22 protein-coding genes and 1 riboswitch are annotated in these 23,033 nt (G+C 53.7%); of the genes, 6 read left to right on the plus strand and 16 right to left on the minus strand.

The annotated features are described in order from the left end of the window. Positions 1 to 115: 115 nt before the first annotated feature. The 4 genes from EKM83_RS10880 to EKM83_RS10895 all read right to left on the minus strand — a co-directional run bounded on the left by EKM83_RS10880 (position 116) and on the right by EKM83_RS10895 (position 4,418). Positions 116 to 2,695 carry a MucBP domain-containing protein gene (locus EKM83_RS10880; protein ID WP_164505661.1) on the minus strand — a complete coding sequence of 860 codons (2,580 nt, stop codon included), beginning with the start codon at positions 2,693 to 2,695 and terminating at the stop codon, positions 116 to 118. A 588-nt stretch (positions 2,696 to 3,283) separates the two neighbouring features. Then, positions 3,284 to 3,517, minus strand: a complete 234-nt coding sequence (locus EKM83_RS10885; protein ID WP_125577354.1) for a DUF2922 domain-containing protein — start codon at positions 3,515 to 3,517, stop codon at positions 3,284 to 3,286. A gap of 36 nt (positions 3,518 to 3,553) precedes the next feature. Continuing rightward, positions 3,554 to 3,751 (minus strand): hypothetical protein, encoded by a 198-nt coding sequence (locus tag EKM83_RS10890; protein ID WP_125577356.1) that lies wholly within the window; start codon positions 3,749 to 3,751, stop codon positions 3,554 to 3,556. Positions 3,752 to 3,854: 103 nt separating this feature from the next. Continuing rightward, on the minus strand, positions 3,855 to 4,418 hold the full coding sequence (locus tag EKM83_RS10895) for a sigma-70 family RNA polymerase sigma factor (protein ID WP_125577358.1): 564 nt from the start codon (positions 4,416 to 4,418) through the stop codon (positions 3,855 to 3,857). A gap of 438 nt (positions 4,419 to 4,856) precedes the next feature. On the opposite strand from EKM83_RS10895, the gene EKM83_RS10900 reads away from it, so the two are divergent. Then, positions 4,857 to 5,963, plus strand: coding sequence for a hypothetical protein (locus EKM83_RS10900; protein ID WP_125577360.1), 1,107 nt, complete (start codon positions 4,857 to 4,859; stop codon positions 5,961 to 5,963). Between the two features lie 599 nt (positions 5,964 to 6,562). Here the strand turns inward: EKM83_RS10900 and EKM83_RS10905 are convergent. The 9 genes from EKM83_RS10905 to EKM83_RS10945 all read right to left on the minus strand — a co-directional run bounded on the left by EKM83_RS10905 (position 6,563) and on the right by EKM83_RS10945 (position 15,259). Continuing rightward, the gene (locus EKM83_RS10905) at positions 6,563 to 6,955 is read right to left on the minus strand and encodes a hypothetical protein (RefSeq protein ID WP_125577362.1); all 393 of its coding nucleotides are present in this window, start codon (positions 6,953 to 6,955) and stop codon (positions 6,563 to 6,565) included. 13 nt (positions 6,956 to 6,968) lie between these two features. Next, positions 6,969 to 7,277 carry a hypothetical protein gene (locus tag EKM83_RS10910; RefSeq protein ID WP_125577402.1) on the minus strand — a complete coding sequence of 103 codons (309 nt, stop codon included), beginning with the start codon at positions 7,275 to 7,277 and terminating at the stop codon, positions 6,969 to 6,971. Further along, entirely contained in the window at positions 7,270 to 8,568 is a 1,299-nt protein-coding gene (locus EKM83_RS10915; protein WP_125577364.1) for a Y-family DNA polymerase, read from the minus strand. The genes EKM83_RS10910 and EKM83_RS10915 overlap by 8 nt, the downstream gene beginning before the upstream one ends. Positions 8,569 to 9,735: 1,167 nt before the next feature. Next, entirely contained in the window at positions 9,736 to 10,389 is a 654-nt protein-coding gene (gene thiE, locus EKM83_RS10920) for a thiamine phosphate synthase (protein WP_125577366.1), read from the minus strand. Then, positions 10,389 to 11,204 carry a bifunctional hydroxymethylpyrimidine kinase/phosphomethylpyrimidine kinase gene (thiD, locus tag EKM83_RS10925; protein WP_125577368.1) on the minus strand — a complete coding sequence of 272 codons (816 nt, stop codon included), beginning with the start codon at positions 11,202 to 11,204 and terminating at the stop codon, positions 10,389 to 10,391. Before thiD ends, thiE begins: the two co-directional genes overlap by 1 nt. 372 nt (positions 11,205 to 11,576) lie before the next feature. Beyond that, a complete protein-coding gene (gene thiM, locus EKM83_RS10930) occupies positions 11,577 to 12,365 on the minus strand; it encodes a hydroxyethylthiazole kinase (protein ID WP_125577370.1) in 789 nt (262 codons plus the stop codon). 200 nt (positions 12,366 to 12,565) lie between these two features. Next, a riboswitch (TPP riboswitch) is annotated at positions 12,566 to 12,670 on the minus strand. A gap of 47 nt (positions 12,671 to 12,717) precedes the next feature. Beyond that, positions 12,718 to 13,554: an oxidoreductase gene (locus EKM83_RS10935; RefSeq protein WP_125577372.1), complete on the minus strand. Its 837-nt coding sequence runs from the start codon at positions 13,552 to 13,554 to the stop codon at positions 12,718 to 12,720. Positions 13,555 to 13,853: 299 nt separating this feature from the next. Then, entirely contained in the window at positions 13,854 to 14,612 is a 759-nt protein-coding gene (locus tag EKM83_RS10940) for an ABC transporter permease (protein ID WP_125577373.1), read from the minus strand. Further along, the gene (locus EKM83_RS10945) at positions 14,609 to 15,259 is read right to left on the minus strand and encodes an ABC transporter ATP-binding protein (RefSeq protein ID WP_125577376.1); all 651 of its coding nucleotides are present in this window, start codon (positions 15,257 to 15,259) and stop codon (positions 14,609 to 14,611) included. The genes EKM83_RS10940 and EKM83_RS10945 overlap by 4 nt, the downstream gene beginning before the upstream one ends. A 361-nt stretch (positions 15,260 to 15,620) precedes the next feature. On the opposite strand from EKM83_RS10945, the gene rlmD reads away from it, so the two are divergent. Both rlmD and EKM83_RS10955 read left to right on the plus strand, forming a co-directional pair. After that, the gene (rlmD, locus tag EKM83_RS10950) at positions 15,621 to 17,147 is read left to right on the plus strand and encodes a 23S rRNA (uracil(1939)-C(5))-methyltransferase RlmD (protein ID WP_125577378.1); all 1,527 of its coding nucleotides are present in this window, start codon (positions 15,621 to 15,623) and stop codon (positions 17,145 to 17,147) included. A gap of 82 nt (positions 17,148 to 17,229) precedes the next feature. Next, positions 17,230 to 17,673, plus strand: coding sequence for a hypothetical protein (locus tag EKM83_RS10955; RefSeq protein ID WP_125577379.1), 444 nt, complete (start codon positions 17,230 to 17,232; stop codon positions 17,671 to 17,673). Positions 17,674 to 17,964: 291 nt separating this feature from the next. On the opposite strand, the gene EKM83_RS10960 is transcribed toward EKM83_RS10955, so the two are convergent. Both EKM83_RS10960 and EKM83_RS10965 read right to left on the minus strand, forming a co-directional pair. After that, a complete protein-coding gene (locus EKM83_RS10960; protein WP_125577380.1) occupies positions 17,965 to 18,303 on the minus strand; it encodes a thioredoxin domain-containing protein in 339 nt (112 codons plus the stop codon). A gap of 355 nt (positions 18,304 to 18,658) precedes the next feature. Beyond that, positions 18,659 to 19,402, minus strand: a complete 744-nt coding sequence (locus EKM83_RS10965; RefSeq protein WP_125577382.1) for an SDR family oxidoreductase — start codon at positions 19,400 to 19,402, stop codon at positions 18,659 to 18,661. 210 nt (positions 19,403 to 19,612) lie between these two features. Here EKM83_RS10965 and EKM83_RS10970 point away from each other — a divergent pair, with 210 nt between their 5' ends. The 3 genes from EKM83_RS10970 (at position 19,613) to EKM83_RS10980 (ending at position 21,361) form a co-directional block, all read left to right on the plus strand. Continuing rightward, a complete protein-coding gene (locus EKM83_RS10970) occupies positions 19,613 to 20,470 on the plus strand; it encodes a DUF368 domain-containing protein (RefSeq protein ID WP_125577384.1) in 858 nt (285 codons plus the stop codon). Between the two features lie 349 nt (positions 20,471 to 20,819). Further along, positions 20,820 to 21,068, plus strand: coding sequence for a type II toxin-antitoxin system RelE/ParE family toxin (locus EKM83_RS10975; protein WP_263853787.1), 249 nt, complete (start codon positions 20,820 to 20,822; stop codon positions 21,066 to 21,068). Beyond that, complete coding sequence (locus EKM83_RS10980; protein WP_125577385.1) at positions 21,065 to 21,361, plus strand: helix-turn-helix domain-containing protein; 297 nt, start codon at positions 21,065 to 21,067, stop codon at positions 21,359 to 21,361. Before EKM83_RS10975 ends, EKM83_RS10980 begins: the two co-directional genes overlap by 4 nt. Positions 21,362 to 21,411: 50 nt before the next feature. Here the strand turns inward: EKM83_RS10980 and glpK are convergent, their stop codons facing one another. Next, positions 21,412 to 22,929 carry a glycerol kinase GlpK gene (gene glpK, locus EKM83_RS10985; protein WP_125577388.1) on the minus strand — a complete coding sequence of 506 codons (1,518 nt, stop codon included), beginning with the start codon at positions 22,927 to 22,929 and terminating at the stop codon, positions 21,412 to 21,414. Positions 22,930 to 23,033 lie beyond the last annotated feature (104 nt).

Below are 23,033 nucleotides of genomic sequence, written 5' to 3' on the forward strand. Positions count from 1 at the left end.
CTCTAATCGCACCATAACGTTTTCAATCTTGCATTGAACCTCGTCCCCGGTATCGCGCCAAAAATGGCCGGTCCCGCACTGGGGTGCCGACCACTTTCAGGTGATGCTCGCTAGCTTACTCTTTGACCCGACGCTTGAAGCTGACCAAGCCCAGCAGGCCGACCAATAGCGCGACACCCCAGGCGGCCGGTGTGGTCCGGTCGTTGGTTTGTGGCAATGTCGTGGCTGCGGCTGTAGCTGGCGTTTGTCCCGCTTCGTGCGTTGTCGTTGGTGCTGTATGGCTGTGCGCCAGCGCCGTGACCGTCCCCGCGGTCTGGTTACTAGTGGCACTTGGCGTCGTCATCCCCGGTAACACCGTATCGCCGGCCGCATCGTTCGTAACGGCTGGCCCAGCGCTGCCCGGTTGTTGGGCGCTCCCTGGCGTTGACGTACCCGGTTGCGAACCGGTGGGGTGGTCGCCGGTTCCCTGACTGCCCGGCGTCCCTGGTTGACCGCCACCCTGACTACCACCGGAGTTGTTGCCGTGGTCGCCTTGGCCGCCAGTTTGGCCGTCGTCACCCGGTTGTTGCCCCTGATCGCCACCGGGGGTCTCTCCATCTGGTGCCGGGGTTGGGTCTGGCGTTGGTGTTGGTGCTGGTTGTTCCGGCGTTGGTGTTCCTGGCTGGCCTGGTTGACCCGGCTGACCTGGCGTTGGTTGGCCGCCTTCTTCCGTATCGGCTTCCTCTTCCGCATAAATGTAGGTCACGTCAATGGCAGTCTCCCCGTAGACCCCCGTGGCGTTATCCGGCGTCGTTTGCAAGACGTAGCCCGGAATCTTTTCCGGCGTCGTCGCGTACGCCTCACCGACCATCCCCGGTTTCAGGGTAGTCGACGGCGCAATTTCGTTCCCCATTTCGTCCACGTGATGGACCGTCACGCTGGCCGCGCTGTGGGAAATGGCATAGGGTTGAACCACCGCAAAGTCGGTGGCGCCCTGCGGCTTGTAAACGCCCGTCAAGTAATAGTAGTCCGCCAATTGGTCAACAATGATACTGTCATCCCCAGGCCAGGACGTTGCTCCCGGTTTCTGGTCTTGAATGTAGGTGTAGTGCAGCCCACCCTGACCGTCCGGCTTCGGATTGCCACCCGTGAAGTACACATGATACGTGTGTTGACCGTTCACATAAAATAGCGGTTGGGCGACAGCTGCCAGGCCAATCAGTTGGACCACTTCGCCGTCGACCGTGGTACACGCCACTTGGAGGTGGCCCTCGCGATCGGCATCATTGATCATCACGGGGTCGAGTAAAATGAACTGACCGGTATAGGTAAAGTCGCCGGGGTCACGCGGAACCGTGTCTTTCAGCGGCGAAAAGTCTTGAATGGCATTGTAGGCCAAGGCCAGCTGTTTGAGGTGTTTCAAATTGGCCAACGGCGTCACGTCCTTGATCCGGTTGTGTTGCAGGTCCAAAATCGTCAGGCTTTGCAGGTTAGCCAACGGCGTTACGTCGACAATATCGCCGTAAAACGCCCCGGTGCCCACATCCAGCGTATTGGTCAACATCAACGTTTCCAAATTGACCGCGTGTTCCAGCCCCACGAGTGAAAATTCGGTGTGGCCATCAATGTAGGTGCCCATGCCGTTGTGGCCCACGGCAACCAATTTCTTCAGCCGCGCCAAATCTTCTTGCGTGATGTCGGCCACCGTGTTCCAGGTCTTGTCACTGGCATTTAACTTCTGCAAGGCCGCCAAGACCATCTGTTGTAACCGTTTGTTAGGCATCCACAGGTCGATGGCTGGGGTTTCTTTGGTGTGCGCCAGCGTCATGGTCGCGGGCTTGGCCAGTTCGGCTTGAACCAGGTCCACGGCCGGTTGAGTCCAGCTAGTCGCTAAGGCACTCGGTAAATTTGTCAGGTCCGGCCGCGTTTCGGGAACGGTCACCGCTGCCGTGGTCGTGACGGGGGTGACCGCCACAGCCGGCCGCGTCGTCGTGTCGAGGTCGGTCAAAGCCGATTCGGTCGCGGTTGGGGTTACCGCCGTTGGTTCCACGATTGGGTCGACGGTGGCCGTAGGGGTGTCAACCGGGGTGACGGTTGGTGCGTCGTCAACTGCTGGCGTGACGGGATCGACACTCGCCGTTGGTTTGGTCGTGCCGACTGGTTCCGTGACTGGGTCAGTCGCAGCCGGGACCGTCACCGCGTCAACCGGGCCAGCTGGTTTGGTCGTCCCCACCGCTTCTTCGGTCGTGGCTGGGAGCGTCGCCGTTGCCTCTTCCGTCGCCGCGGCCGCGGAACTATCCGGTGTCACGGTCACCGCGGGGGTCGCGGGTGCTTCAGGCACCACAGTCGGCGCCGTTTCGTCAGATGTGACCGGGGCCGTTACGTCGTCAACTGCCGCTGCCGGCTTGGTCGTCCCCACGACTTCTGCTTCGGCGGTTGGTGCGGCAGTTTCGCTAGTCGCCGTAGCCGTTGTTTCGGTCGTGGCTTCAGTTGCGGTTGCAGTTGTGGTTGCCGTGCCCGCGCTGGTTGGTGTGCTGTCGTTAGTTGGTGCCACGGCCGTCACCGCGGATTCAGCGGCGGCCCCGGTCTGATTATCCGCTTGCGCTGTCACGCCCGCCGATAACAGCAGTGCGCCACAGACCAATCCAGCAAATACCCAGTTTTTACCACTTTTATACATCTTATAATGTGTTTTTGTTTCCATTGGTTTTCTCACAATCATCTTCCTCCCAATTGCGTTAATCTTAATGTTCTAACCGACTGTGGGGTGTCCTACTCATTCCCCCTAAATCTTAACGAGACCCAGTATAGCGGGTCAGATTAACCTCGTGGGAAATGGTTAAGAAATTGAAGTAAAAATTTTGAGGCGTGAGTTTCACGTTAGTTTCACTTATTGGGTCATAACGTTTTCAATCACGCAAATTGCGCGGCAGCAAGCGCCATGCCGCGGCTGTTCTGCGGTTTATCCTGCCACTGTAGGCTGAGAATGAACCTCGGCCAACACCGTCGACACAGCTGGGGTCATCTTTGACTGCCTCCGGTGAGTTGGCGATTATCGACAACGCTGTGTTAAGAATCTGTGCTAGATCAGTTGCCACCTGGGGCTAAAACGATTGTTACGAGTACACCCTCCAGTAGCCGGGAGTCCGCCAGTGCGAACTACGAAGCCGTAAACGACTAATTTTTACACCATGAGTCTCATCACATGTCTTCAGTTCCAATTATGTAGCCAAAAATGGCCGGCCTCCTCGCAGGAAAGCCGGCCATCTTCAGGTTGACAGTTCAGTTCAATTCGTTCGTGACGTTACGCGATAGGCGCTGGGTCCCCTACCAAGTTGGTCTTGGTCGTTTCGATGATGTCGGCGCGCACTGGGGTGGCGTACAGATCCACGCCGTCCTTGTTGAAGAGCTTGGCTGCGGCGATTTGCTTCATCAGGTTTTCCACTTCGATTGCGGACAAGTCCGTGTTGACGTACTTCAAACGCAGGTGCTTGATGCGCAGGTCGGAACCCTTAAAACTCAATTCTAATGCTTTCATTTAATAACTCCCTTTCGGTTGACTGAGTGACAGACGTTAGGCAACGGCCGTTTGGGTGGCCACGGTCGCGGTGTGAAATGGCAAGCCGGTCAAGCCAGCGAGGTAGCCGCCAAAGGCTTCGATCTGTTTGGCTTCTGGCGCGGCGACCGCGTTTTGTAAAACGATCTTGACGGGGTGGTCAACGTCATTGCCTAAGATAAAAGTGATGGTGGTCTTCTTCCAGTTGGTTTGCATGGTGGTGCTCCTCTCATGTTGCGAAATTTTTATAAGTGGTTGGCCAACCCTTATACTCTTACTAACGAAATCCAAACGGAATTTGTAACCCCCTAAAGCCAAATTAATTTAAAAAATTTTCTGGCGGGGTCAAATGATTGACCAAACGGCGGATGAGCGTGCGGCGCCATTTGTACACCGTATTGTGGCTCACGCCGTGTTTGGCGGCGATTTCGTCGGCCGTTAATTGGTCGACCAATGTGCCCACCAAGAAGCGCCACTCACCGGTACTGCCGGAGCCGCCGATGACTTTTAAGAGATAGCGGCGAAAATCTTGTTGGCCGATGGCGTCCAAAATATTGTCGTCGCTCGGTAATACGTCTAGCAATTCGGTCTGGTCGCCGTCTTCCTGCCGTTCATTTTGCTTGCGGTCCCGGCGCAACCGGTCCAGCAACGCCCAGTAAATCTTGCGTTGGGCGTAGGCTAGAAATTGGTGCGGCTTGGTTTCCGGATTATCCGGGAAATCAACGTAGACTTCCGGGAACAGTAGCCGCGCTTCTTGGAGATAGTCCTCGTAATCGGGATGCGCCGGGCGAATGTGCAGGCGCTTGAGCGTGGCGTACAAAATCATCTCGTGGTCGCCAGTATATAGAAATTTATAAGCAGCAGCGTGTGGTGTTGGTTGCATCGTGAATCATCCTCTCAATTCTGATGATCCATGGCCATGGATTACCCCTACTTTATCGGACGTTGATGTGCCTGGCTACCCGGGAAAATTTCCGTAAAACCCTGGTATTTTTAACGATTATGGCGGTACTTTTGGCCCACAACTTTACGCCAAGGCGGTCCGCCGCGGTTTAGTCAAAATGACGAAATTTGAGGATTAGGCGGGTATTTTTTCTTGGCGGCTGAATTTTCTTTTTAAGTCGCCTTGATTATCGCGGGGGGCTTCTCCTTTGAAAAAAACGGCCACGTCCAGCCAAACAATCTAAAATCTCAGCGTCAACCACCTAAATCAGCCGATTTATACAACTTTTTGCCGCTTTTTTGTTCGGAGACTGAAAATTTGTGGTATAAATAATTATGTAACCAGTTTCAAATATTTAATTTGAGGGGACTTTGAGTCATGAGAAAAGCAGTTTTATTAACGGCCGCGGCCACTGCTGCCCTACTCTTTGGTGGGACGACGACACTGGCACACGCCAAGACTTATACGCAACACGGCAACGCGTTGGCAAATTACAATGTCAACAAGTATAAAACCGTGAAAAACAAGAATATGTTCGTCAAGCGCTACACGTTTAAGCAGAGCTACTCGAACATCTTCCAGACCAGCCCAACTAGCATTTCCAGCACCAAGGGCAAGAAGGTCACGTTCAAGTCTAACGTTTTCCTGCCAGTGACGTACAGCCGTTCCGCTGACTGGGGCAATCCCCAAAGTGAAGTGCTGTCCAAGGACGGCAACACCTTATACGAACTGATCACTACCAGTTCTCAAAGCACGGAAGGCTGGATCGTCCGTTACAACTTGGGCGCACTCCGGAGTAAATTTGGCATCAGCACGTCACACATGGACGCCCTGCGTCGGGCCACTTACGACCACTCCGTCAACCAAATGACTAGCACTGACAAGGCCATCATGAAGTACATCAAGATTGGGCCAAAGTTCAACACTGGTCACGGCCAATCACTGGCAATGAACCCTAAGAACGGCCAACTCTGGTTCATTGGCGCGCCCGTTAAGATTCACTCCAACGTGCAACAAGTCTCAACCAAGACGTTGAAGCCAACCAAGAAGATCAAGTTCATGTTGAAGAACACCGTTACCATGGGCTCCAACCTGACGTTTGATAAGAAGGGTAATGCCTACTTCTTCACTTACTCCAACGGTGGCTGGGCGCCTAAGGGTGCGGTCAAGATTTACAAGGGGAAGATCAACAAGAAGTCTGTGAAATTCCACTTGGTCATGCAAGGGCTTCGTTACCGGCCAGGTACTAAGCCACAGTCTATCGCGTACAACGTTAAACGTAACCGGTTGTACTTCGTCTCCGACAGTAGCATTTCATCCGTGCCTGTTTCCAAGCTGGGCCATTTGAAGGCTAAGCAGGTCGAAGCTACCAACTTGAGCGGCAAGCGTGAGTTTGAAGGTATCCAGTTCACCAAGAACGGTGCGGGCTACCTGATGACGAACAAGGGTGCCGAGTTGATGAAGACCACTAATAATAAATTTTAGCTTATAATCAAATTGGGTAGTCGCCGCGAGTGGTCCGCGGTGGCTACCTTTTTTGGGTTCTCCGATTCTATGTTGGTTACATGGTATGTGCTGGCCGCTTTACCGTTCGCTAGAGATGAGTTGGAGCGCTGAGGGCGCCGGCCCAAGCCAAAGAGCAGTCTTGGCCCTCACCTCGGAGCCGATGACCCGTGTCTCCAAGGTGCCAGTTCCCTAAGTGCCGTAAACCGCGCCGCTAAGGGAACTCCCACAGCTGAACTCATCTCTAGCGAACTCTCGGCTACGGTGACGGTTGTATTCACCGGTAACCCCCTAACGTAGATGTGACTTCCAGGTAGTTGCTGTGAACCACTACCCCAGTAACGGTAATCTCTGCTAGCTAACCGCCTTTCGCCCCCCTCTCAGCAAAGCAGTTAATTTCACAATCTCTACCGAACCAGTAAACAAACGACCGCCGCAATGTTATACTGGCCCCGAGGTGGGCTTCAACCCATCTGTGAAACACACCATAACTCAATCTCCAACAAAGGGAACACTGATGTCGCGGTCGGCATTGATGGTCCCTTTGCTAAACCAAAAATGCGCACCGACCCTCGCTGTGGTCAGTGCGCATTTTTGGTTGGAACAACGCATCGAATTGTCGCTAACGCTACCGATTGGCATTTACCGGTAGGCAGCTGACAAATGATTTGATCGTCAAACACCCCGGCAATCACACCATCTAAGCACTGAATGGTCTGGTTGTCATCCATCACGTTTAACTGCAGGTGGACCGGCTGTTGACTGCGCCAGGCTGCGGCGAGGCGCTCACTGACGACCGCCGCAGTTTGTTCAGGCAAGGGCTGTTCCACCCGCTCGGCCGCATGCATTTTGGCTAAAGCGCTGGTGTGGTCGGACAAGTAGAAGCCGCCCCACTTCAACATTCCCCGGTCGTGATAATCGCGGGTAAAGAAGTTCTGGGCGAGGTCGTCGTTATCCGTTTGATGCAAGATCATGACGCTTCACTTCCTAACGAATCCAGCGCTGGCTCACGGGCCAGCGAACGTGACCGAAGTCAACGAAATTCAACGTAAGGGCCGTGCCTTGACGCACCTGGTTGATGACCCGTTCCAGGACGGCGAGATCGGTGGTCCGCACGGAATGCAGGGGAATCGACCGCTCGCGGTGGTTCTGCCGCTGGATGTCCAAGAAGAAATTGAACACGTGACCGTACTGGTTATTGACCACGTCCAAGCGATAGCGGCAGTGCCACTGGGCCGTGAAGAGCGGAACCAACCGACTTAAAATCAGGTCTGCTTCCTTGGTCTCATCAATCAAAACTATTCCCCCCATTGTGGCCGCCCACTAAGGCCGCCCGGCGCAACATGGTGCCGCCCTTGAGCAGACTGCTAGCAGGAATCACCGCGGTCTTACCAAAACGGTCCCGCAAATCGTCGATGACCCGGTCAAATTTATCGTCTTTGATCTGGCGTTGCGGGTCCTGAAACAAATCTAGTTGTAAACGCCCGCTGGGACTCAATCGCGAGAGGCCCACCCCTAAGTTGCGGACCGGCTGGCCGTCCCAATTTTCCCGAAACAACGTCACCAATTCCCGGATAATCGTCTGGGCGTTGTCGGTCGGGTCGATGCGGCGGCTGTGGTGTAAGCCACTGCGGCCATCGTCGGCTTGGCCATCCCAAGCAAAGCCGACGTACAGGCTGATACAACTGGTCTGTTGCTGATGATGCCGCATGCGCGCCGTCGTCTGGAGGCCGATTTCTCGCAAGACCAGCTCGATTTCACTTTGCACGCGGTAGTCGCGCGGCAGGACCTGCGAGTTACTCCAGCTCTTCTCCTTGGGCGGGCGAACCTGCGTGAAATGACTGCGGTCGATGCCCCAGGCCAAGGCAAAAAGTTGTGCGCCAATCAGCCCCATCGTTTGCTGGAGTTCGTATGGGTTCACGTGGGCCAACTCGCCCATGCTGTGAATGCCCAGACGCTGGAGGTGCGCGGCAGTGCGACGGCCAATGCTCCACACCTTGGTCAACTCGGTGATAGGCCAAATGTGGCGGGGAAAGCTCTCATAGGTCAAGCGACCAATTAGCTCGTGATCGTGTTTAGCCTGCAGGTCCAAAGCTAACTTGGCTTGCACCGGATTTTCCCCGATGCCCACGGTCGTGTACAACCCTAATTCGTGGCGAATTCGTAACTGAATCTTACGGGCGACCTCCTCTGGCGTGCGGCCAAATAACCGCCACGACTTGGTCATATCCAAAATGGATTCGTCGATGGAATACGGAAACAAGTCCGCGTCCGCCACGTACTCCCGGAAAATCTTATTGATGGCTAGGTTCTTTTGAATGTATAGGTTCATCCGTGGCGGAACGACGATGATACGGGGGTCGTGCGGCACTTCGTATTGACGCGACACGTTGCTGATACCAAAGAGTTTCTTAGCCATCGGCGACGTAGCCAGCACCAGGCCCGAACCCGTGTTGTCGGCCTCTGACATCACGACAATGATGGATTCCAGTGGATTCAGTCCCCGCTCAACGCTCTCGACGCTGGCATAAAAGGACTTGTTATCAATCATAAAGAACAGCCCGTGCGGCTCGTGTGTGTAGTCCATGACGCGTTCCCCCTCTCGTTGTTCTCATTATACGAACACTTGTTCTGATTTGCAAGGGGAACAGGCAAATTAATTCGTCGTTTTTTAAGCCGACTGGCAATCGAGTTTTTTATTTATCTCCTGATTAGCGGTCGTGAACATCGACCAATTTACGACAAAAAATCCGCACCCACTAAACTAACTTAGCCACTAGTTTAGTTGACCTGTTTAGATAGTTGGCTAACTAACGGATTGTGGAATCACCTTATTTTGGTAGCTTTTATTTGGTAGTCGTGTTAGAATGTATTTGTGAAGTTAGCCCTAGTCAACTAGCTTCCTCAACTTTTAAGCAGGTTCTAGTTTGCCGCACTTAAACACGGTGAAACCGGACCTGTTTTTTGTTATTTCAGGTGTCAAAACTGACTGTTACAGGTTTCTCGGAGTGGCTAATTGTATGCGCTTACCGCTTCAGAAAGTTTACAGGTATCCACAAAAAATACGCCTCCCATTCGCTGAATCACGAGTGAGAAGCGTGTTTATTTTTATTTTCTGAAGGTTGAAAGCTGAATTAATGTCTTGACTCCCGGAGCGACAGCGTTTTGTCCACTAAAACTAGCGAAACCAGAGGCCTGCGTCAGCCAGGGTTCCGCCTGCTCTGGGGAACACCTCCAGCCTGAGGAGCGGTCTTCCGGTTCGCTTGAAAGCCTGGCAAAGTTCACCAGGCTTTCAAGTCGTCCCACGCTGTAGGCTGAGAAAGAACCTCAGCCAACACCGTCGACACAGCTGGCTCCACCCTGGCTGCCTCCGGCGAGGTTGGCGATTATCAGCAAGACGGCGTTAGTTAAAGACTAGTTGCTAAATCAACCGCTAACTGGGGCTAAGTCAACCATTACTAGCACACACACTTGAAGCCGAGAGTCCGCCAAATATGGGTTCAGCCGTGGGAGTTTACTTAGCGGTACGGTTCTCACCGCTTAGCAAACTGGCGTCTTTGAGACGTGGGCTTCGGCTCAAAGCGAGGCCGAGACCGCTTTTCAGGCTCGGTCCGGTCCGCCCACCGCGTTCCAACCCATAGTTGGCGGACGGTAGGCGGCCAGCTCAAACTACGAAGCTGTAAACGACTATTTTTTACGTCACGAGCCGCGTAGTGACAGTATGTCTAGCTGATTTTCATCTTTCAATCTTTAGTTATTTTGCAAAAGCGCGCCGCATGGCTTGGGTATCCGCCACCGGATCGGTGCTCTGCGTTAATAGCGTAATCACCGCAACGCCAGCGGCCCCGGTCGCCGCAATGGCTGGCAACGAGTCGACCGTGACACCACCGATAGCCACGACTGGCACGTTAGCCTGGTTGACCAGCGCAGCCAGCCCGTCGACGCCCATGGCCGGATCGGCGTCAGCCTTGGAAACGGTCGGATAGATGGGCCCGCTACCAAGATAATCGATACCGTCAATTTGGTTGGCCGCGGCAACTTGGTCCGCCGTGTTGCACGACAGCCCTACGAACATCCGCCGACCATCTACCTTTTGAATGACCTGCTGAATCTTCTGGTCGCTCTGGCCCACGTGGATACCGTCCGCATTGAGCAAAATGGCCAAATCCACGTCGTCGTCCACGATGAAGGGCACGTTGGCCTCGTGACATTGCACGCGCAAATCGCTACCCAGCGCCAATCGCTGCTCGTCATTTAACGTGCTGGCCCCCTTATCCCTGAACTGAAACGCCGTGATACCGGCATCCAGCATGGTCGCCAACACCTTACGCAAATCTTGACCGGGAACGTCTTGGCTCCCCGCCACAAAATAGGCCCGTAACAGGCCTGGTTCAAACGTCACTGACATTATTCAGCGCCTCCTTGATTGTAAGCCCAATGATTCAATGGTCCGTGGCCGTGACCGACTTCAATCGGGTTGGCGATAGCGGCCGTCACGTAATCCTTGCCCAAGCGAATGGCTGATTCAAAATCCTTGCCCTTCGCCAGTTCAGCGGTGATGCAAGATGACAGCGTGTCGCCCGTGCCATGGGTCCGGACGGTATCATAGCGCGGTGCTGTCAGCCAAAATGACCGACCGTCCGCTAACAGAACAAAGTCGCTGGCCTTGTCTGGCGTGGCTTCGTGGCCACCCTTGATAATGATATTCTTGGCGCCCAACTTCTGGAGAGCCACAGCGGCCTTTTCCATGTCAGCCGCCGTGGTGATTTTTTGCTCAGTCAAACGTTCGGCTTCCGGTAAATTCGGCGTTAACACGTCCGCCAGCGGCACCAGCTCCTCACGCACCGTAGCCACCGCGTCGTCGGCCAGCAAAGCCGCGCCGCCCTTGGCAATCATGACCGGGTCGACCGTCAATGGGCCAAAGTCATATTTCTTCAAATTTTCCACGACGCCATGCACATGAGCCGCATCGGCCAGCATCCCCGTCTTGCAGGCGCGAATCTTCAAGTCATCTGCCAAGGACTTAAATTGTTCGTCAATCAGCTTTTGGGGTAGCGCCATAAAGTCCTGCACCCCGAGTGTATTTTGCGCGGTCACCGCGACGATAACGGCCGTGGCAAAGACGTTGCGCTCTTGCATCGTCTTCAGGTCGGCCATCACGCCGGCCCCGCCACCACTGTCGGTCCCAGCGATCGTTAAGGTTTGTGGAAATTCATTTGCCATTGTTACTCATCCCTTCTGGTTCTGTTGCATTTTTCTTTTTTGATTTTAAATTAAATTGTGAAGAGCTGTTCGCCTGCGGCCACTGTGGTTACTGGCCGCCTACCGCGGCACGAAATCTAGGCTGGAACGCTGGGGGAGGCCAGGAGTGGAGCCAGCTGTGTCGACGGTGTTGGCTGAGGTCCTTTCTCAGCCTACAGCGTGGGGCGACTTGAGAGACTCGCGGTTTGGGCGAGGCTTTCAAGCGAACTGGAAGCCCGCTTCCCAGGCTGGAAGTGCCCCCCCATAGCAGGCGGAACTCCTGGCAGCCGCAGGCAACTGGTCGCTGCCATTTACCGCGGTAGGCGGGCCAGCTACATCCGTGGTTAACGCAACTCATTCGAAAGCGGCAATGCCTTCGATTTCAGCGACGGTGGCGGACTGCAGTTTGTCGAGGAGCTTGACGATAAACGTGCCCGCGCCCAAGTCTGGTGTGGCGTCTGCGACCAACTGGCCGATGGCGGCAAAGACCAGACAAGCCGTCTGGGCCGCTTCAAAGTAGTCATCCGTGACCGCACAGAACGCCGCCACGATACTTGAGAGCATATCGCCCGAACCCACGTGGATCTGGAACAATTTCGTCCCGTTCAAGACCTTGACCACCCGCTCGCCATCCGTGATGACGTCGGTCGGCCCGGAGAGAATGACCACGCACTTTAATTTCTGCGCGCACGCCTTGGCGATGGCGGCTAAATCGCCGGTCCCCTCGCCAGCGTCGATGCCCTTGGCTTGCCAGTCAACGCCCGCCAGCGCCGCGATTTCCCCCGCGTTACCGCGAATCACGTCGGGATGGAAATCGGCCAACAACCCCGTCGCCATTTGCATACGGTAGTGGACCGCGCCAACCGCCACCGGATCGATGACTAGTGGGCGGTGTTGTCGGTTCGCCGACTGACCCACGGCCCGAATCTGGGTGATCTGCTTCGCCGTAACGGCGCCCAAGTTCAAGCACACCGCGCCAGCCAAGCCGACCATTTCATCCGCCTCGGCGACCTCCTCGGACATGATGGGTGACGCGCCAATCGCGTTGATCCCATTGGCAACGTCTTGGACGGTGACAAAATTAGAAACGTTAAAGACAATCGGGTTCTGGGCCCGTAATTCATCTAGCAAAGTCACTTTCATTGGTGAAATCCTCCCTTATTGATTCCATGAACAACCACTCCTAGCATACCCAGTATGCCCCGCAATGACGCCAACCACGTGACCCATTGGCTAGCCAATTAACGAACGTTGATGTGAGCGCTTTAATTTTTCGCCAGCGCCCTTATTTTCTCAAACAAAAAGCGGGCCCCGCCTCACGTTCAGTGAACCGGTGGCCCGTTGCTGGTGCCACGACACGTTCCCTTCGCAAGTCTGAACTTGACAGGTTCCAAGGGATCACGGTCGCCCGTATCTCAGCCCAGTCGTGGACACCCCTAGTGTTCTGGTTATCTTAAGTATAACAGGTTTAGCTAGTGACGCAACGCTTCTCATATTAGCGGGTAAAACGTTCAGCCGCCTCACCAACGACACGCCACAGATGGTCAATCATCTTGTCAGATAGCAACCGCCGCGCCACTAAGACCTGGCTGCCGGCCCCCGCGTGATAACGGGTCTTGGGCCGACGTGACAGTGCCGCACGGTCCACCAACCGGGCAATCACGCGCGGCTTGCTGGCAAATTGCTTGGCTACCGTCAACACCGCGGCCGCTCGTTTAACCGTTGGCCGATACGGCCCTTGCCCGGAAATTTCTTGCAAATGGTCGGCCGCAATATCGGCCCACTCGGATTGAATGGAACCGGGTTCGATGACCACCGTTTGAATGCCCAGCGGCTCCAATTCGAAGCGCAAGGCATCTGAAAGACCTTCCAGCGCAAATTTCGACGCGACGTACCAACTGGCCATTGGCTGCGCAACCTTGCCATCCACGGACGTGATATTGATGATCCGGCCGCTGTGTTGTTGGCGCATCATGGGCAGCACGGACTGAATCAACCGCGCAGCGCCGAAGAGGTTCACGTCAAATTGGTCGCGGGCCTGGTCCATCGGCACGTCTTCCAAGGCACCCATCAGACCATAGCCAGCGTTATTGACCAAAATGTCGACCCGGCCCGTCTCACTGACGATGCGGTCCACCACGTTTTCCACGCTAATCGGGTCGGTCACGTCCAGTGCCAACGTCGTGATGCCTAAGTCGTCCAAATCATTCATCCGACTGACGCGCCGAGCACCGGCGTAAACGATAACGCCGTTGCGGTGCAGGCTCCGCGCAATCGCGTTGCCAATCCCAGATGAGGCGCCGGTGACCAAAGCTACTTTTCTGTGTGTCATACTTGTCCCTCCAATTCGGTTTTCCTATCGAGTCAAAACAGCTTTACCCCTAGCATAGCGAATAAACGTAAGCGATTGCAATTAATCTGGCAAGTTTTGTCTCAGCCTACAGCGTGGGACGACTTGAGAGACTGGCGGGTTTTGCCAGGCTTTCAAGCGAACCGGAAGACCGCTCCTCAGGCTGGAGGTGTTCCCCATAGCAGGCGGAACCCTGGCTGACGCAGGCCCTGGTTTCACTAGTTTTAGTGGACAGAACACTATCGTTCCGGGAACTATCGCGTTGATGTTACTTCCAATCTTTAAATCACCAGCTGTTTGCGGTCGTTGTAAAAGCCGCGGTAAGCCCAGTAACAGGCCAGCACCGAACCAATGCTGGTGGCCGACATCAGCATGAACGTCACCATGATCTGGTACTTGATGGCCCGCACCGGGTCGACGCCGGCAAAGATCAATCCGGACATCATTCCCGGCAGACTAACGATCCCCACCGTTTTCGCCGAGTCAATCGTCGGCTGCATGCCCGTTTTGATGCTATCGCGCACGATGTCTTTCGACGCGTCCTTTAAGTCCGCACCCAACGCCAATTTTTCCAAAACCGCTTGGCGTTCCTGCTTGAACTGAGCGTTGAGGTTACGGTAACACAGGCCGATGGCGACCATCGAGTTGGAGGCAATCATCCCGGAAATCGGAATCATTTGTGACGGGATAAATTTAATCGCGCCCGCCAGCATCAACACGCCCAGGGTCACGCCGGTGCTGATGAGAATGGCCCCAATGGAGATTGGCAAGGCGCGTGGAATACCGTTACTCCGCTGTTTAGCGTTGTACCCGGCGTTAAAAATAATAATTAAAATCAAAATCGTTGTCAGCCACACGTGGTCGACCCGAAAGACGTATTTCAACAGATACCCGACCACAAACAACTGCACGACAGCGCGGACGACGCCGATAATCATGTCGCGGTCAATGCCCAATTTTTCCTTCCAACCAATCGCTAACGCAATCACGACTAGCGCCAGCGCCAACAGTAAGGATTGATTATTCACAGCTAAATTCATGCGTTACCTCCTACGATGCGGCCGTCTTTGACCGTGATGAGCCGGCTCGCCGCGTCGATTTCTGATTGGTCATGGGTGATGGCGATAATCGTCAGGTGGTCCTGCTGGTTGAAGCGTTTGATGAGCGACCAGACGAACGCCTTGTTTTCGGCATCGAGGCCGGCCGTGACCTCATCTAAAATCAAGACTTCCGGATAGACCATCACGTTGCGCAAGAGTGCCACCCGTTGCCGCTGACCCCCGGACAGGTCCGTTACTGCCTTGTCCAAATCACTAGCCGCCAACCCCACGACCTTGAGGCCCTCCACAGCGCGGTCTTGGTCAAATGGCAACTGCCGAATCTGGTAAGGAAATTGTAAATTGTCCCGGACTGTGTCGCCGAAAAGCGTTGGCTGTTGGAAACTGTACGACACGCGGCGCCGGTAAGCCACCGGGTCATAGCTTTCGATGGGTTGCCCGGCAAACGTCAGGCTTCCACTGGTCTTACTGAGCAGTGACGCGATGATGCGGACCAGCGTGGATTTACCCCCGCCGGATGGTCCGGTCAGCGTCACCCATTCCTCCTTGTCGATCGTTAGGTTGATGTCGGTGAGAATCGCCGTGTCATCGACCTGATAGCCCACGTTCTTGAGTTCAATCAAACTCATGCCGTCGCCCCTTTCTTCTTTGGTCTTTGGTGGCCGCCTACCGCGGCGCTGATAGTGGCAAATCTTCGGCAGCAGATGGTTTAGCCTCTCGTGCAACCGCGACACTTTTTTATAAGCTTGATAAAGCCTGGTCACCTTACCGTCCGCCACCAAAAACTTCTGTTTCCATTGTACCGAAATCGCGGCTAATCGCCTATGAAAACGGCTTCTGATTTTGACTGGCCAAGGTCCCACGCCCCGGCGAACCCGAAAGTTTGGTATAATATTCAAGACCGTAAGTCTTTACAGGCTTAATGACTGAATTTCTAAAGAACGACGCGGGTGTCTGGTAGCGACCGGCACGCGCATCACAGGAGAAAAAATGGCTAATTTTGAATCACACAATCACCGTAGCGGTCGCGACCGCTACGCCCACAATGACCGCAATGACCGGCACAGTTACCGGGACCGCAATCGTAACGACCACGGCACCAGTCGTGGCTACAACGACCGTCGCCGGCAAGAACGGGAAACTCCCGGCGTGACCGTAGAAGTCGGCCAACGGTTTCCACTGACCATCAAACGCATGGGTATCAACGGCGAAGGCATCGGCTACTACAAGCGGATGGCCGTCTTCGTGCCCGGCGCGCTGACCGATGAAGAGGCTGTCGTTGAGGTCACCAGTGTGGCCACCCGCTACCTGCGGGCCAAGGTCCACCGCATCCGCAAGGCCAGTCCGCACCGCGTCGAACCGCGGGACAGCTATGCCGATGCCGTCGGGGGCTTCGAGCTGGAACATTTAGACTACCCCGAACAACTCAAGTTCAAACGCGACATCGTGGCCCAATCACTGGAACGCTACCAACCGCAAGGCTTCCGGCACTATGATCTGCGGCCGACGCTGGGGATGGACGACCCCTACGGCTACCGCAACAAGGCCCAATTTCAGGTCCGCCGCAACGCCGACGGTCAAGTCGAAGCCGGCCTGTACGCCGAACGCAGCCATGATTTAGTCGACCTGGCCACCTGTTCCGTGCAAATGCCCGTTACCATGACGGTCATGCGCGCCGTGGTCGCCATGCTCCAGGACTTGGACATGCCCATCTACGACGAAGAAGCCAAGTCTGGTATCGTCAAGACGCTGGTCGTCCGCGCGGCTGCCAACACCGACGACGTGCAGCTGGTCTTCATCACCAACTCGCAAAAACTGCCGCACAAGCGAGAACTACTTGAACGCATCGCCAGCGAACTGCCCCAAGTGACCTCCGTCATGCAAAACGTCAACCCCGGAGAAACCTCACTGGTCTGGGGCGACGAGACCAAGCATTTGGCCGGCGCTGAAGCCATCACGGAAAAGCTCGACGGTTTGGCGTTCAAGCTCTCTGCCCGGGCCTTTTTACAATTGAACCCAGCACAAATGACCGTGTTGTACGCCGAAGCCAAGAAGGCCTTGGACCTACAACCGGGCGAAACGGTGGTCGACGCCTACTCTGGTATCGGGACGATTGGCTTGTCCTTGGCCGACGTGGCCGAAGAAGTCCGCGGGATGGACGTCATCCCCGAAGCCGTGGCCGACGCTAACGCCAATGCCGCCGCTAACGGCATCACCAACGCCCATTACGAAGTGGGCACCGCCGAAGACCTGTTGCCAAAATGGATCATGGCTGGTTTCCGGCCGGACGCCATTGTGGTCGACCCGCCACGCACCGGTTTGGACGCGACCTTGATTGAAACCATCTTGGCCGTCCGTCCCGAAAAGTTCGTCTACATTTCCTGCAACCCGTCGACCCTGGCCAAGGACTTGGTCGAGTTGACTCACGATTATCAAGTCGATTACATCCAGTCCGTGGACATGATGCCGCAGACTGCGCGCTGTGAAGCAGTGGTTAAACTAAGCCGCCGTCAATAGATTAATAGGCAGCAACTGCTTTTCGTGTTAGACTTTTAGATAACGATTGACGAACGAATTTTTTAGAAAGTTGGCAAATGACATGCAAGATCCTTTTAAGGGCTTTAACGACGACGATCAAAATAATCAAAATGGTGACGGCCCTCAAGGACTGCCGTTACCGCCTAACTACGCGACCGTCGTGAACCCCGAGACGGGAAATATGCGGATCGCTAAGGTGGGGTTCTCGTGGACGATGTTCTTCTTCCCACCGTTCCCCGCCATCTTCCGGGCCGACTGGTATAACTTACTGTGTATCCTCGGTATCGACCTCGGTGCTTCCATGTTACTGATGATGATGGTCCCCGCCGCCCAGACAGCACAATTCACGGTTTCCGTGTGGCCGTTGCTCCAGGGCTTACTGTGGGGGTCGTTGTACAACCTGATGTACTTCAAGCACCTGTTCAATAAGGGGTTCGTCCCCGCCGATGAGCGGTCCCGCGACCTGTTAGCGCGTGCCCACTATTGGTCACAACCAAAAGAATAAGTTGCGAGTCGACTGGCAGTTGTTGCCGGTCGGCTTTTTTTGCGATTAGGAACTCCCCTTTGTTTTTTCCATAGTTAAAATTTCTCCTCTAAGGCCAAATTTTATCATACCTTGCCGAATCACTTTAAAACTATCAAGAAAATCATTTGATGTTATTCAAAATTCGAAGTATTTGAAACCAAAAATGACCTTGGCTGTTTTGTCTCTAATAGCAGAAATAGCTGTTTAAAAAGGACACTCAGTATAGGTGTCTTTAGCGTTCTGTTTATAATTTTATCAATAATATTAATTTTATAGACTGTTTAATTGACTCAAAGTTGTGTCGGCGCCAACAAGCTTTTGCTGAATTTTTCCATCCTTGAAGTGCTCAATTGTAGGTGTGTACTGAATGCCACTGGTGCTAACTACCGAGTTAAATAGGCTCATGCCGGCATCGGTGTCAAAATCGAATTGATCGAGGTCCACATAGTAGACCTGGTGATGTCCTTCTGCCAGGTATTCTTTCATTGTCGGCGAAAATTCCCGACAGTAGGGACATTCCTTAAAGCCAAAGAAGACGATAAAATCGGCGGAGCTGTCGCCGGCCTTACTTAGAAATTTTTGACCAGTTATTTGCGTAACTCCACTCATGTTTGATTCATACTGCCACCTCACTCACTGCTGTAGGTCCTGAGGTGCTGGTGTCAGCAAATGCCTGTGAATTGAAGAAAAAGGCGCCGCCAATCACTAAAGAAAGGTCACACAAAATTCCTCATCCTAACCAGTAACTGGGCTTAAAATGAGGGGGCAAATTTAAGGAGTTATCAATTACCTGAAATATTCATCAACGTGGATTTGGCAAAAAATGACGAGTTCTAAATCGATATTTTTCGATTTAGAACTCGTCATTTAGGTTTTGAAGATATTATTCAGGAGTCAAAGATACATTCAGGTAATCGCGCCCCGCGTTGTGTCGCCTTTGAACAGAATTGTCCCTTAATCCTGGTTAGGCTTGTTTCGTGGGGTAAATCGTAAATTCATTAACGTTGACTTCAGCCGGTTGGTCGATGGCAAAGTTGACGACTCGGGCGATGGCGTCTGGGGTGATGCCGACCGCATCGTACAACTGATCCATGCCTTGCTTGGCGGCTTCATCGGTGATGGTGTGCAACAATTCCGTGTTAATGGCCGCCGGATACAGCGTGGCCGTGCGGATGTTGGTCCCTTCCTGGGCGCTTTCCGTCCGAATGACTTCCATCAGGTTCCGAACGGCGAACTTGGTGGCACCATACACCCCGGCACCGGGGAAGCTCTTGATGCCGGCAACGGAAGACGTCGTGATGATTTGACCGTGCTTTTGCGTCGTGAAATCAGGCATGACCGCTGCCACGCCATTCAAGACCCCACGTAGGTTGATGTCGATCATGTCATTCCATTCCTGCGTGTGCAACGCACTGATGGGGGAAGTCGGCATGATGCCGGCGTTATTGAAGATGACATCGATCCCACCGAATTTAGACTTGGCCAAATCAACTAAGCCCTGGACCTCGGCAGCATCCCGCACGTCCGTGACTTGGTAAGCAGCTTGGCCACCCGCACCAGTGATGTCATGAACCAGCGTCTCCAGCCGATCTGCGCGCCGGGCACCCAAGACCACCTTGGCGCCATTGCTAGCTAATAGCTTGGCGGTAGCGGCCCCAATCCCTGAAGAGGCCCCCGTGATAACAACAACTTTATCTTTAACAGTCATCTTTAAATCGCTCCTATTCGTTTGTGAATGTGGCTAGTATAGGCGGTTAGAGCGACTCGAAGTCAAGCGACGGCGTCAATTTTTTTAGAAGTTTCGCCGTCCCCTGATTAATTCTTAAATAATCCTGTACTTTGCCCCAGCCGGATTGCCCGGGTCCCCCAAGTCTGGTATCTTAGAGAAAACGCTAACCGCATGACGAAGGAGAAATCTATGCAAACGACGCGTCCTGACAGCCCGGTGAAACGCTTCTTTAAAGGCATCATCATTGCCCTGGGCTTTATCTTACCCGGTGTTTCTGGCGGGGTTCTCGCCGCTATCTTAGGTATTTACGAACGCCTGCTGGGCTTTATGGCCCATTTTCGCCAAAATTTCAAACGGGACTTCTGGTACTTTGTGCCGGTCGGCTTGGGGGGCATCGTGGGCATCGCCCTGTTGTCCGCGCCACTGGAATATTTGCTGGCACACTGGCAAGTCATTGTGTTGTGGGGCTTTGCCGGTGCCATCGTGGGCACGTTGCCTGCCCTCAATCAAACGGCCACGACCCAGAGCCCGCGTGACGCCATCGATCATTTGTGGTTTTGGGGCACGCTAGTCATTAGTGGTGGCCTGCTATACTTCATGAGTGACCTGTTTGGCACGTTGCCCGCTAACTTTGGCGGCTTCGTGGTCGCCGGGGCCTTGATTGCGCTGGGTGTGCTGGTCCCGGGCCTGAGTCCGTCAAATCTCTTGCTAATTTTGGGCCTGTTCACGCCGATGCTGACCGGCTTTAAAAATTTCGACCTGCTGGGTGTCTATTTGCCCATCGCCATCGGTGGCGTATTGGCCATGGCACTGTTTTCCAAGGGGATGGACTACCTCATCCACCGCTTCCACTCGCGGGTGTATCACTTCATCTTGGGTATCGTGACTGCCAGCACCATCTTGATTCTGGTGCCCAACAGCCACGCAGCCGAAAGCATCTCGTACGCCGGAGCCACCTGGGCGACACTGATCTGGAGCGCCCTAGCCCTGGTCGCTGGCGTTGCTTTAGGGTATTGGATGAGCCGGTTGGAAGCGAAATATAAATAGTGCAGAACATTAAAATTTTACGTAATCGTCCAGACCGCTGTTCAAATTAATGGCGGTTTTTTTGTTGCTACAATTATCGCAATAGCCAAAAGTACACGCCTTTTCCAATCGATTAATTAGACTATGTAAATACATTTTCTCTCCAAATTCTCTATTCAAAAAATTAATTCCTATTTTTTACGTAGTTGTCTTATGTAGCACAAAAAATAGGCATGCTGATAGCGAACTCGCTATCAACGGAGGGAATAATGCGTTAGAATTTAGTTACTACGATTGGGAAGAGTTTCAATCATTTCTGTCGTCTCTGCCCCGAAAGGATGCTGCGCACTTAGCAGAAACTTTATCCCAGATTCAAGAATTTGGTATGATTGTCTCAAGAAAACAAAAATGGGTACGAAAGCTAGAACATAATCTTTTTGAAATTCGTTCGCGCCAGGCTAACAACATTCAGCGAGTCATTTATTTTCATCTTAAAGATAATCAGTATGTCATTACACATGGATTTACCAAGAAAACCCAAAAGGCCCCCTCAAAGAGAAATTCAACGAGGACGCCATCGCCGTACACTTTATACAACGAAAAGGAGTGGCCACCATGACCAGCAAAATTGATGAGTATATCGCTCAACAAAGCGCAAAAAGTGCTGAATTTGCAGCGCAAGCTAACCAAACTGCCATTAATCTTGAAGTTGCCGTTGCTGTTCGTAAACTTCGCGAAGAGAAACAACTAACACAACGTGAATTTGGAAAATTGGTTGGTAAACCACAATCTACAATCGCCCGTATTGAAGAAGGCCAAATGAACGTCTCTGTTAAAGTACTAAGTGAAATTGCGGCCGCTGTCAATAAAAAAAGTCATTCTTCAATTCACTTAACCACACAAAGGTCCTAACCATCAATCACCGGTGGTTGGGACCTTTTTACGTCTAATTTAATTAATTATTAGTCTTGATTAGGTTTAAACGCCCGCGTGGCAGCGACGGCCTGTTGCCAACCAGCGTACAGGTGATGGCGGCGGTCCGCGGTCATGTCCGGCGTGAAGACGCGACCGGCACTGCGAATCTCCTTGATTTCATCCAGGCTTTGCCAGAAGCCCACGGCCAGACCCGCTGCGATGGCGGCCCCCATGGCGGTGGTTTCTTCATCGGCCGCCCGCTGTACAGGGATATTTAAGATATCCGCTTGGAACTGCATCAGATAGCGGTTCCGCGATGCCCCACCGTCGGCCATTAATTCGGGGACGCCGATGCCAGTATCCTGCTTCATGGTCAGCAAGACGTCGCGCGTTTGATAGGCAATCGACTGCAAAGTGGCTTTCACAAAATCGTTGCGGTTCGTGCCCCGGGTCAGGCCAAAGACGGCCCCCTTGGCATCAGGATCCCAGTACGGTGCGCCCAAACCGTTAAAGGCTGGGACGACGTAGACTTCATCCTCGTCGGTCGAGGCCATGGCCGCCTGGCGTGATTCGGGCACACTACTGATGATCTGCATGCTCTCGTGTAGCCAAGCCAGCGCGGTGCCGGCCACCAGGATGGACCCTTCAAGCGCATAGGTCACTTGGCCGTCCAGCTGATAGGCAATCGTCGTCAACAGGTTGTGCTTGGATAATTGCGGCTCGTGACCGGTATTCATCATGACGAAGGCCCCGTCGCCGTAAGTGTTTTTCACAGTCCCCGGTTCCAGTGCCAGTTGGCCCAACAGCGCGGCCGATTGGTCCCCGACAATGCCGGCGATTGGGACTTCCACCCCGTAGAATTGGAAATTCTGGGTGACACCGTAGACTTCAGAACTGGATTTGACCTCCGGCAACATGGCAGCGGGGATGTTCAGCCAGTTTAAAATATCCGTGTCCCACTGGAGCGTGTGGATGTTAAACAACATGGTCCGGCTGGCATTACTGTAGTCGGTCACGTGAATCTTACCACCCGACAATTTCCAAGCCAGCCAGCTGTCGACCGTCCCGAATAACAGGTCGCCTTTTTCAGCTTTTTCCTGCGCGCCGGGCACGTGGTCCAAAATCCAGCGGACCTTGGTGGCACTGAAATAAGCGTCGACCACCAGTCCGGTTTTTTCTTTGATAGTTTCAGCCCGACCGGCAGCGACTAGGTCTTTGGCTAAGCTGGCCGTTTGCTTACTTTGCCAACCGATGGCGTGATAAATCGGCTCGCCGGTCACCCGGTCCCACACGATGGTGGTTTCCCGTTGGCTACTGATACCGATGGCTTGGATATTTTCCGGGTGAATCGACGCATCGATCAGGGCGCTGGCAATCACCGACAACACGCTGTTCCAGATCTCGTTGGCGTCCGACTCGACCCAACCAGGATGCGAATAGTATTGTGGCACTTCCTTGTATCCCTCAATCACCTTGCGCCCGCTATGATCAAAAATCAGCGCCCGCGTGCTACTGGTCCCTTGGTCAATTGCTAACAGATAGTTTTCCGGCTGCTTCAATGCCATATGTAAAACTCCCTCCAAAATTAGCGTTACAGTAAGCGGTTCCAAATCAATTGCATTAATCATAGCACGACCCTTGTGAAAAATGCTAGAGTTTGTCCCAGGTC

Origin of the sequence: Levilactobacillus angrenensis (assembly GCF_003946085.1) — a bacterium.
Taxonomy (GTDB): Bacteria; Bacillota; Bacilli; order Lactobacillales; family Lactobacillaceae; genus Levilactobacillus; species Levilactobacillus angrenensis.

Bases quoted from the DNA above. Each gene is read 5' to 3' on its own strand.
- EKM83_RS10885 (WP_125577354.1), bottom strand. From the start codon at position 3,517: ATGAAAGCATTAGAATTGAGTTTTAAGGGTTCCGACCTGCGCATCAAG.
- EKM83_RS10890 (WP_125577356.1), bottom strand. From the start codon at position 3,751: ATGCAAACCAACTGGAAGAAGACCACCATCACTTTTATCTTAGGCAAT.
- EKM83_RS10895 (WP_125577358.1), bottom strand. From the start codon at position 4,418: ATGCAACCAACACCACACGCTGCTGCTTATAAATTTCTATATACTGGC.
- EKM83_RS10900 (WP_125577360.1), top strand. From the start codon at position 4,857: ATGAGAAAAGCAGTTTTATTAACGGCCGCGGCCACTGCTGCCCTACTC.
- EKM83_RS10905 (WP_125577362.1), bottom strand. From the start codon at position 6,955: ATGATCTTGCATCAAACGGATAACGACGACCTCGCCCAGAACTTCTTT.
- EKM83_RS10915 (WP_125577364.1), bottom strand. From the start codon at position 8,568: ATGGACTACACACACGAGCCGCACGGGCTGTTCTTTATGATTGATAAC.
- thiE (WP_125577366.1), bottom strand. From the start codon at position 10,389: ATGTCAGTGACGTTTGAACCAGGCCTGTTACGGGCCTATTTTGTGGCG.
- thiD (WP_125577368.1), bottom strand. From the start codon at position 11,204: ATGGCAAATGAATTTCCACAAACCTTAACGATCGCTGGGACCGACAGT.
- thiM (WP_125577370.1), bottom strand. From the start codon at position 12,365: ATGAAAGTGACTTTGCTAGATGAATTACGGGCCCAGAACCCGATTGTC.
- EKM83_RS10935 (WP_125577372.1), bottom strand. From the start codon at position 13,554: ATGACACACAGAAAAGTAGCTTTGGTCACCGGCGCCTCATCTGGGATT.
- EKM83_RS10940 (WP_125577373.1), bottom strand. From the start codon at position 14,612: ATGAATTTAGCTGTGAATAATCAATCCTTACTGTTGGCGCTGGCGCTA.
- EKM83_RS10945 (WP_125577376.1), bottom strand. From the start codon at position 15,259: ATGAGTTTGATTGAACTCAAGAACGTGGGCTATCAGGTCGATGACACG.
- rlmD (WP_125577378.1), top strand. From the start codon at position 15,621: ATGGCTAATTTTGAATCACACAATCACCGTAGCGGTCGCGACCGCTAC.
- EKM83_RS10955 (WP_125577379.1), top strand. From the start codon at position 17,230: ATGCAAGATCCTTTTAAGGGCTTTAACGACGACGATCAAAATAATCAA.
- EKM83_RS10960 (WP_125577380.1), bottom strand. From the start codon at position 18,303: ATGAGTGGAGTTACGCAAATAACTGGTCAAAAATTTCTAAGTAAGGCC.
- EKM83_RS10965 (WP_125577382.1), bottom strand. From the start codon at position 19,402: ATGACTGTTAAAGATAAAGTTGTTGTTATCACGGGGGCCTCTTCAGGG.
- EKM83_RS10970 (WP_125577384.1), top strand. From the start codon at position 19,613: ATGCAAACGACGCGTCCTGACAGCCCGGTGAAACGCTTCTTTAAAGGC.
- EKM83_RS10980 (WP_125577385.1), top strand. From the start codon at position 21,065: ATGACCAGCAAAATTGATGAGTATATCGCTCAACAAAGCGCAAAAAGT.
- glpK (WP_125577388.1), bottom strand. From the start codon at position 22,929: ATGGCATTGAAGCAGCCGGAAAACTATCTGTTAGCAATTGACCAAGGG.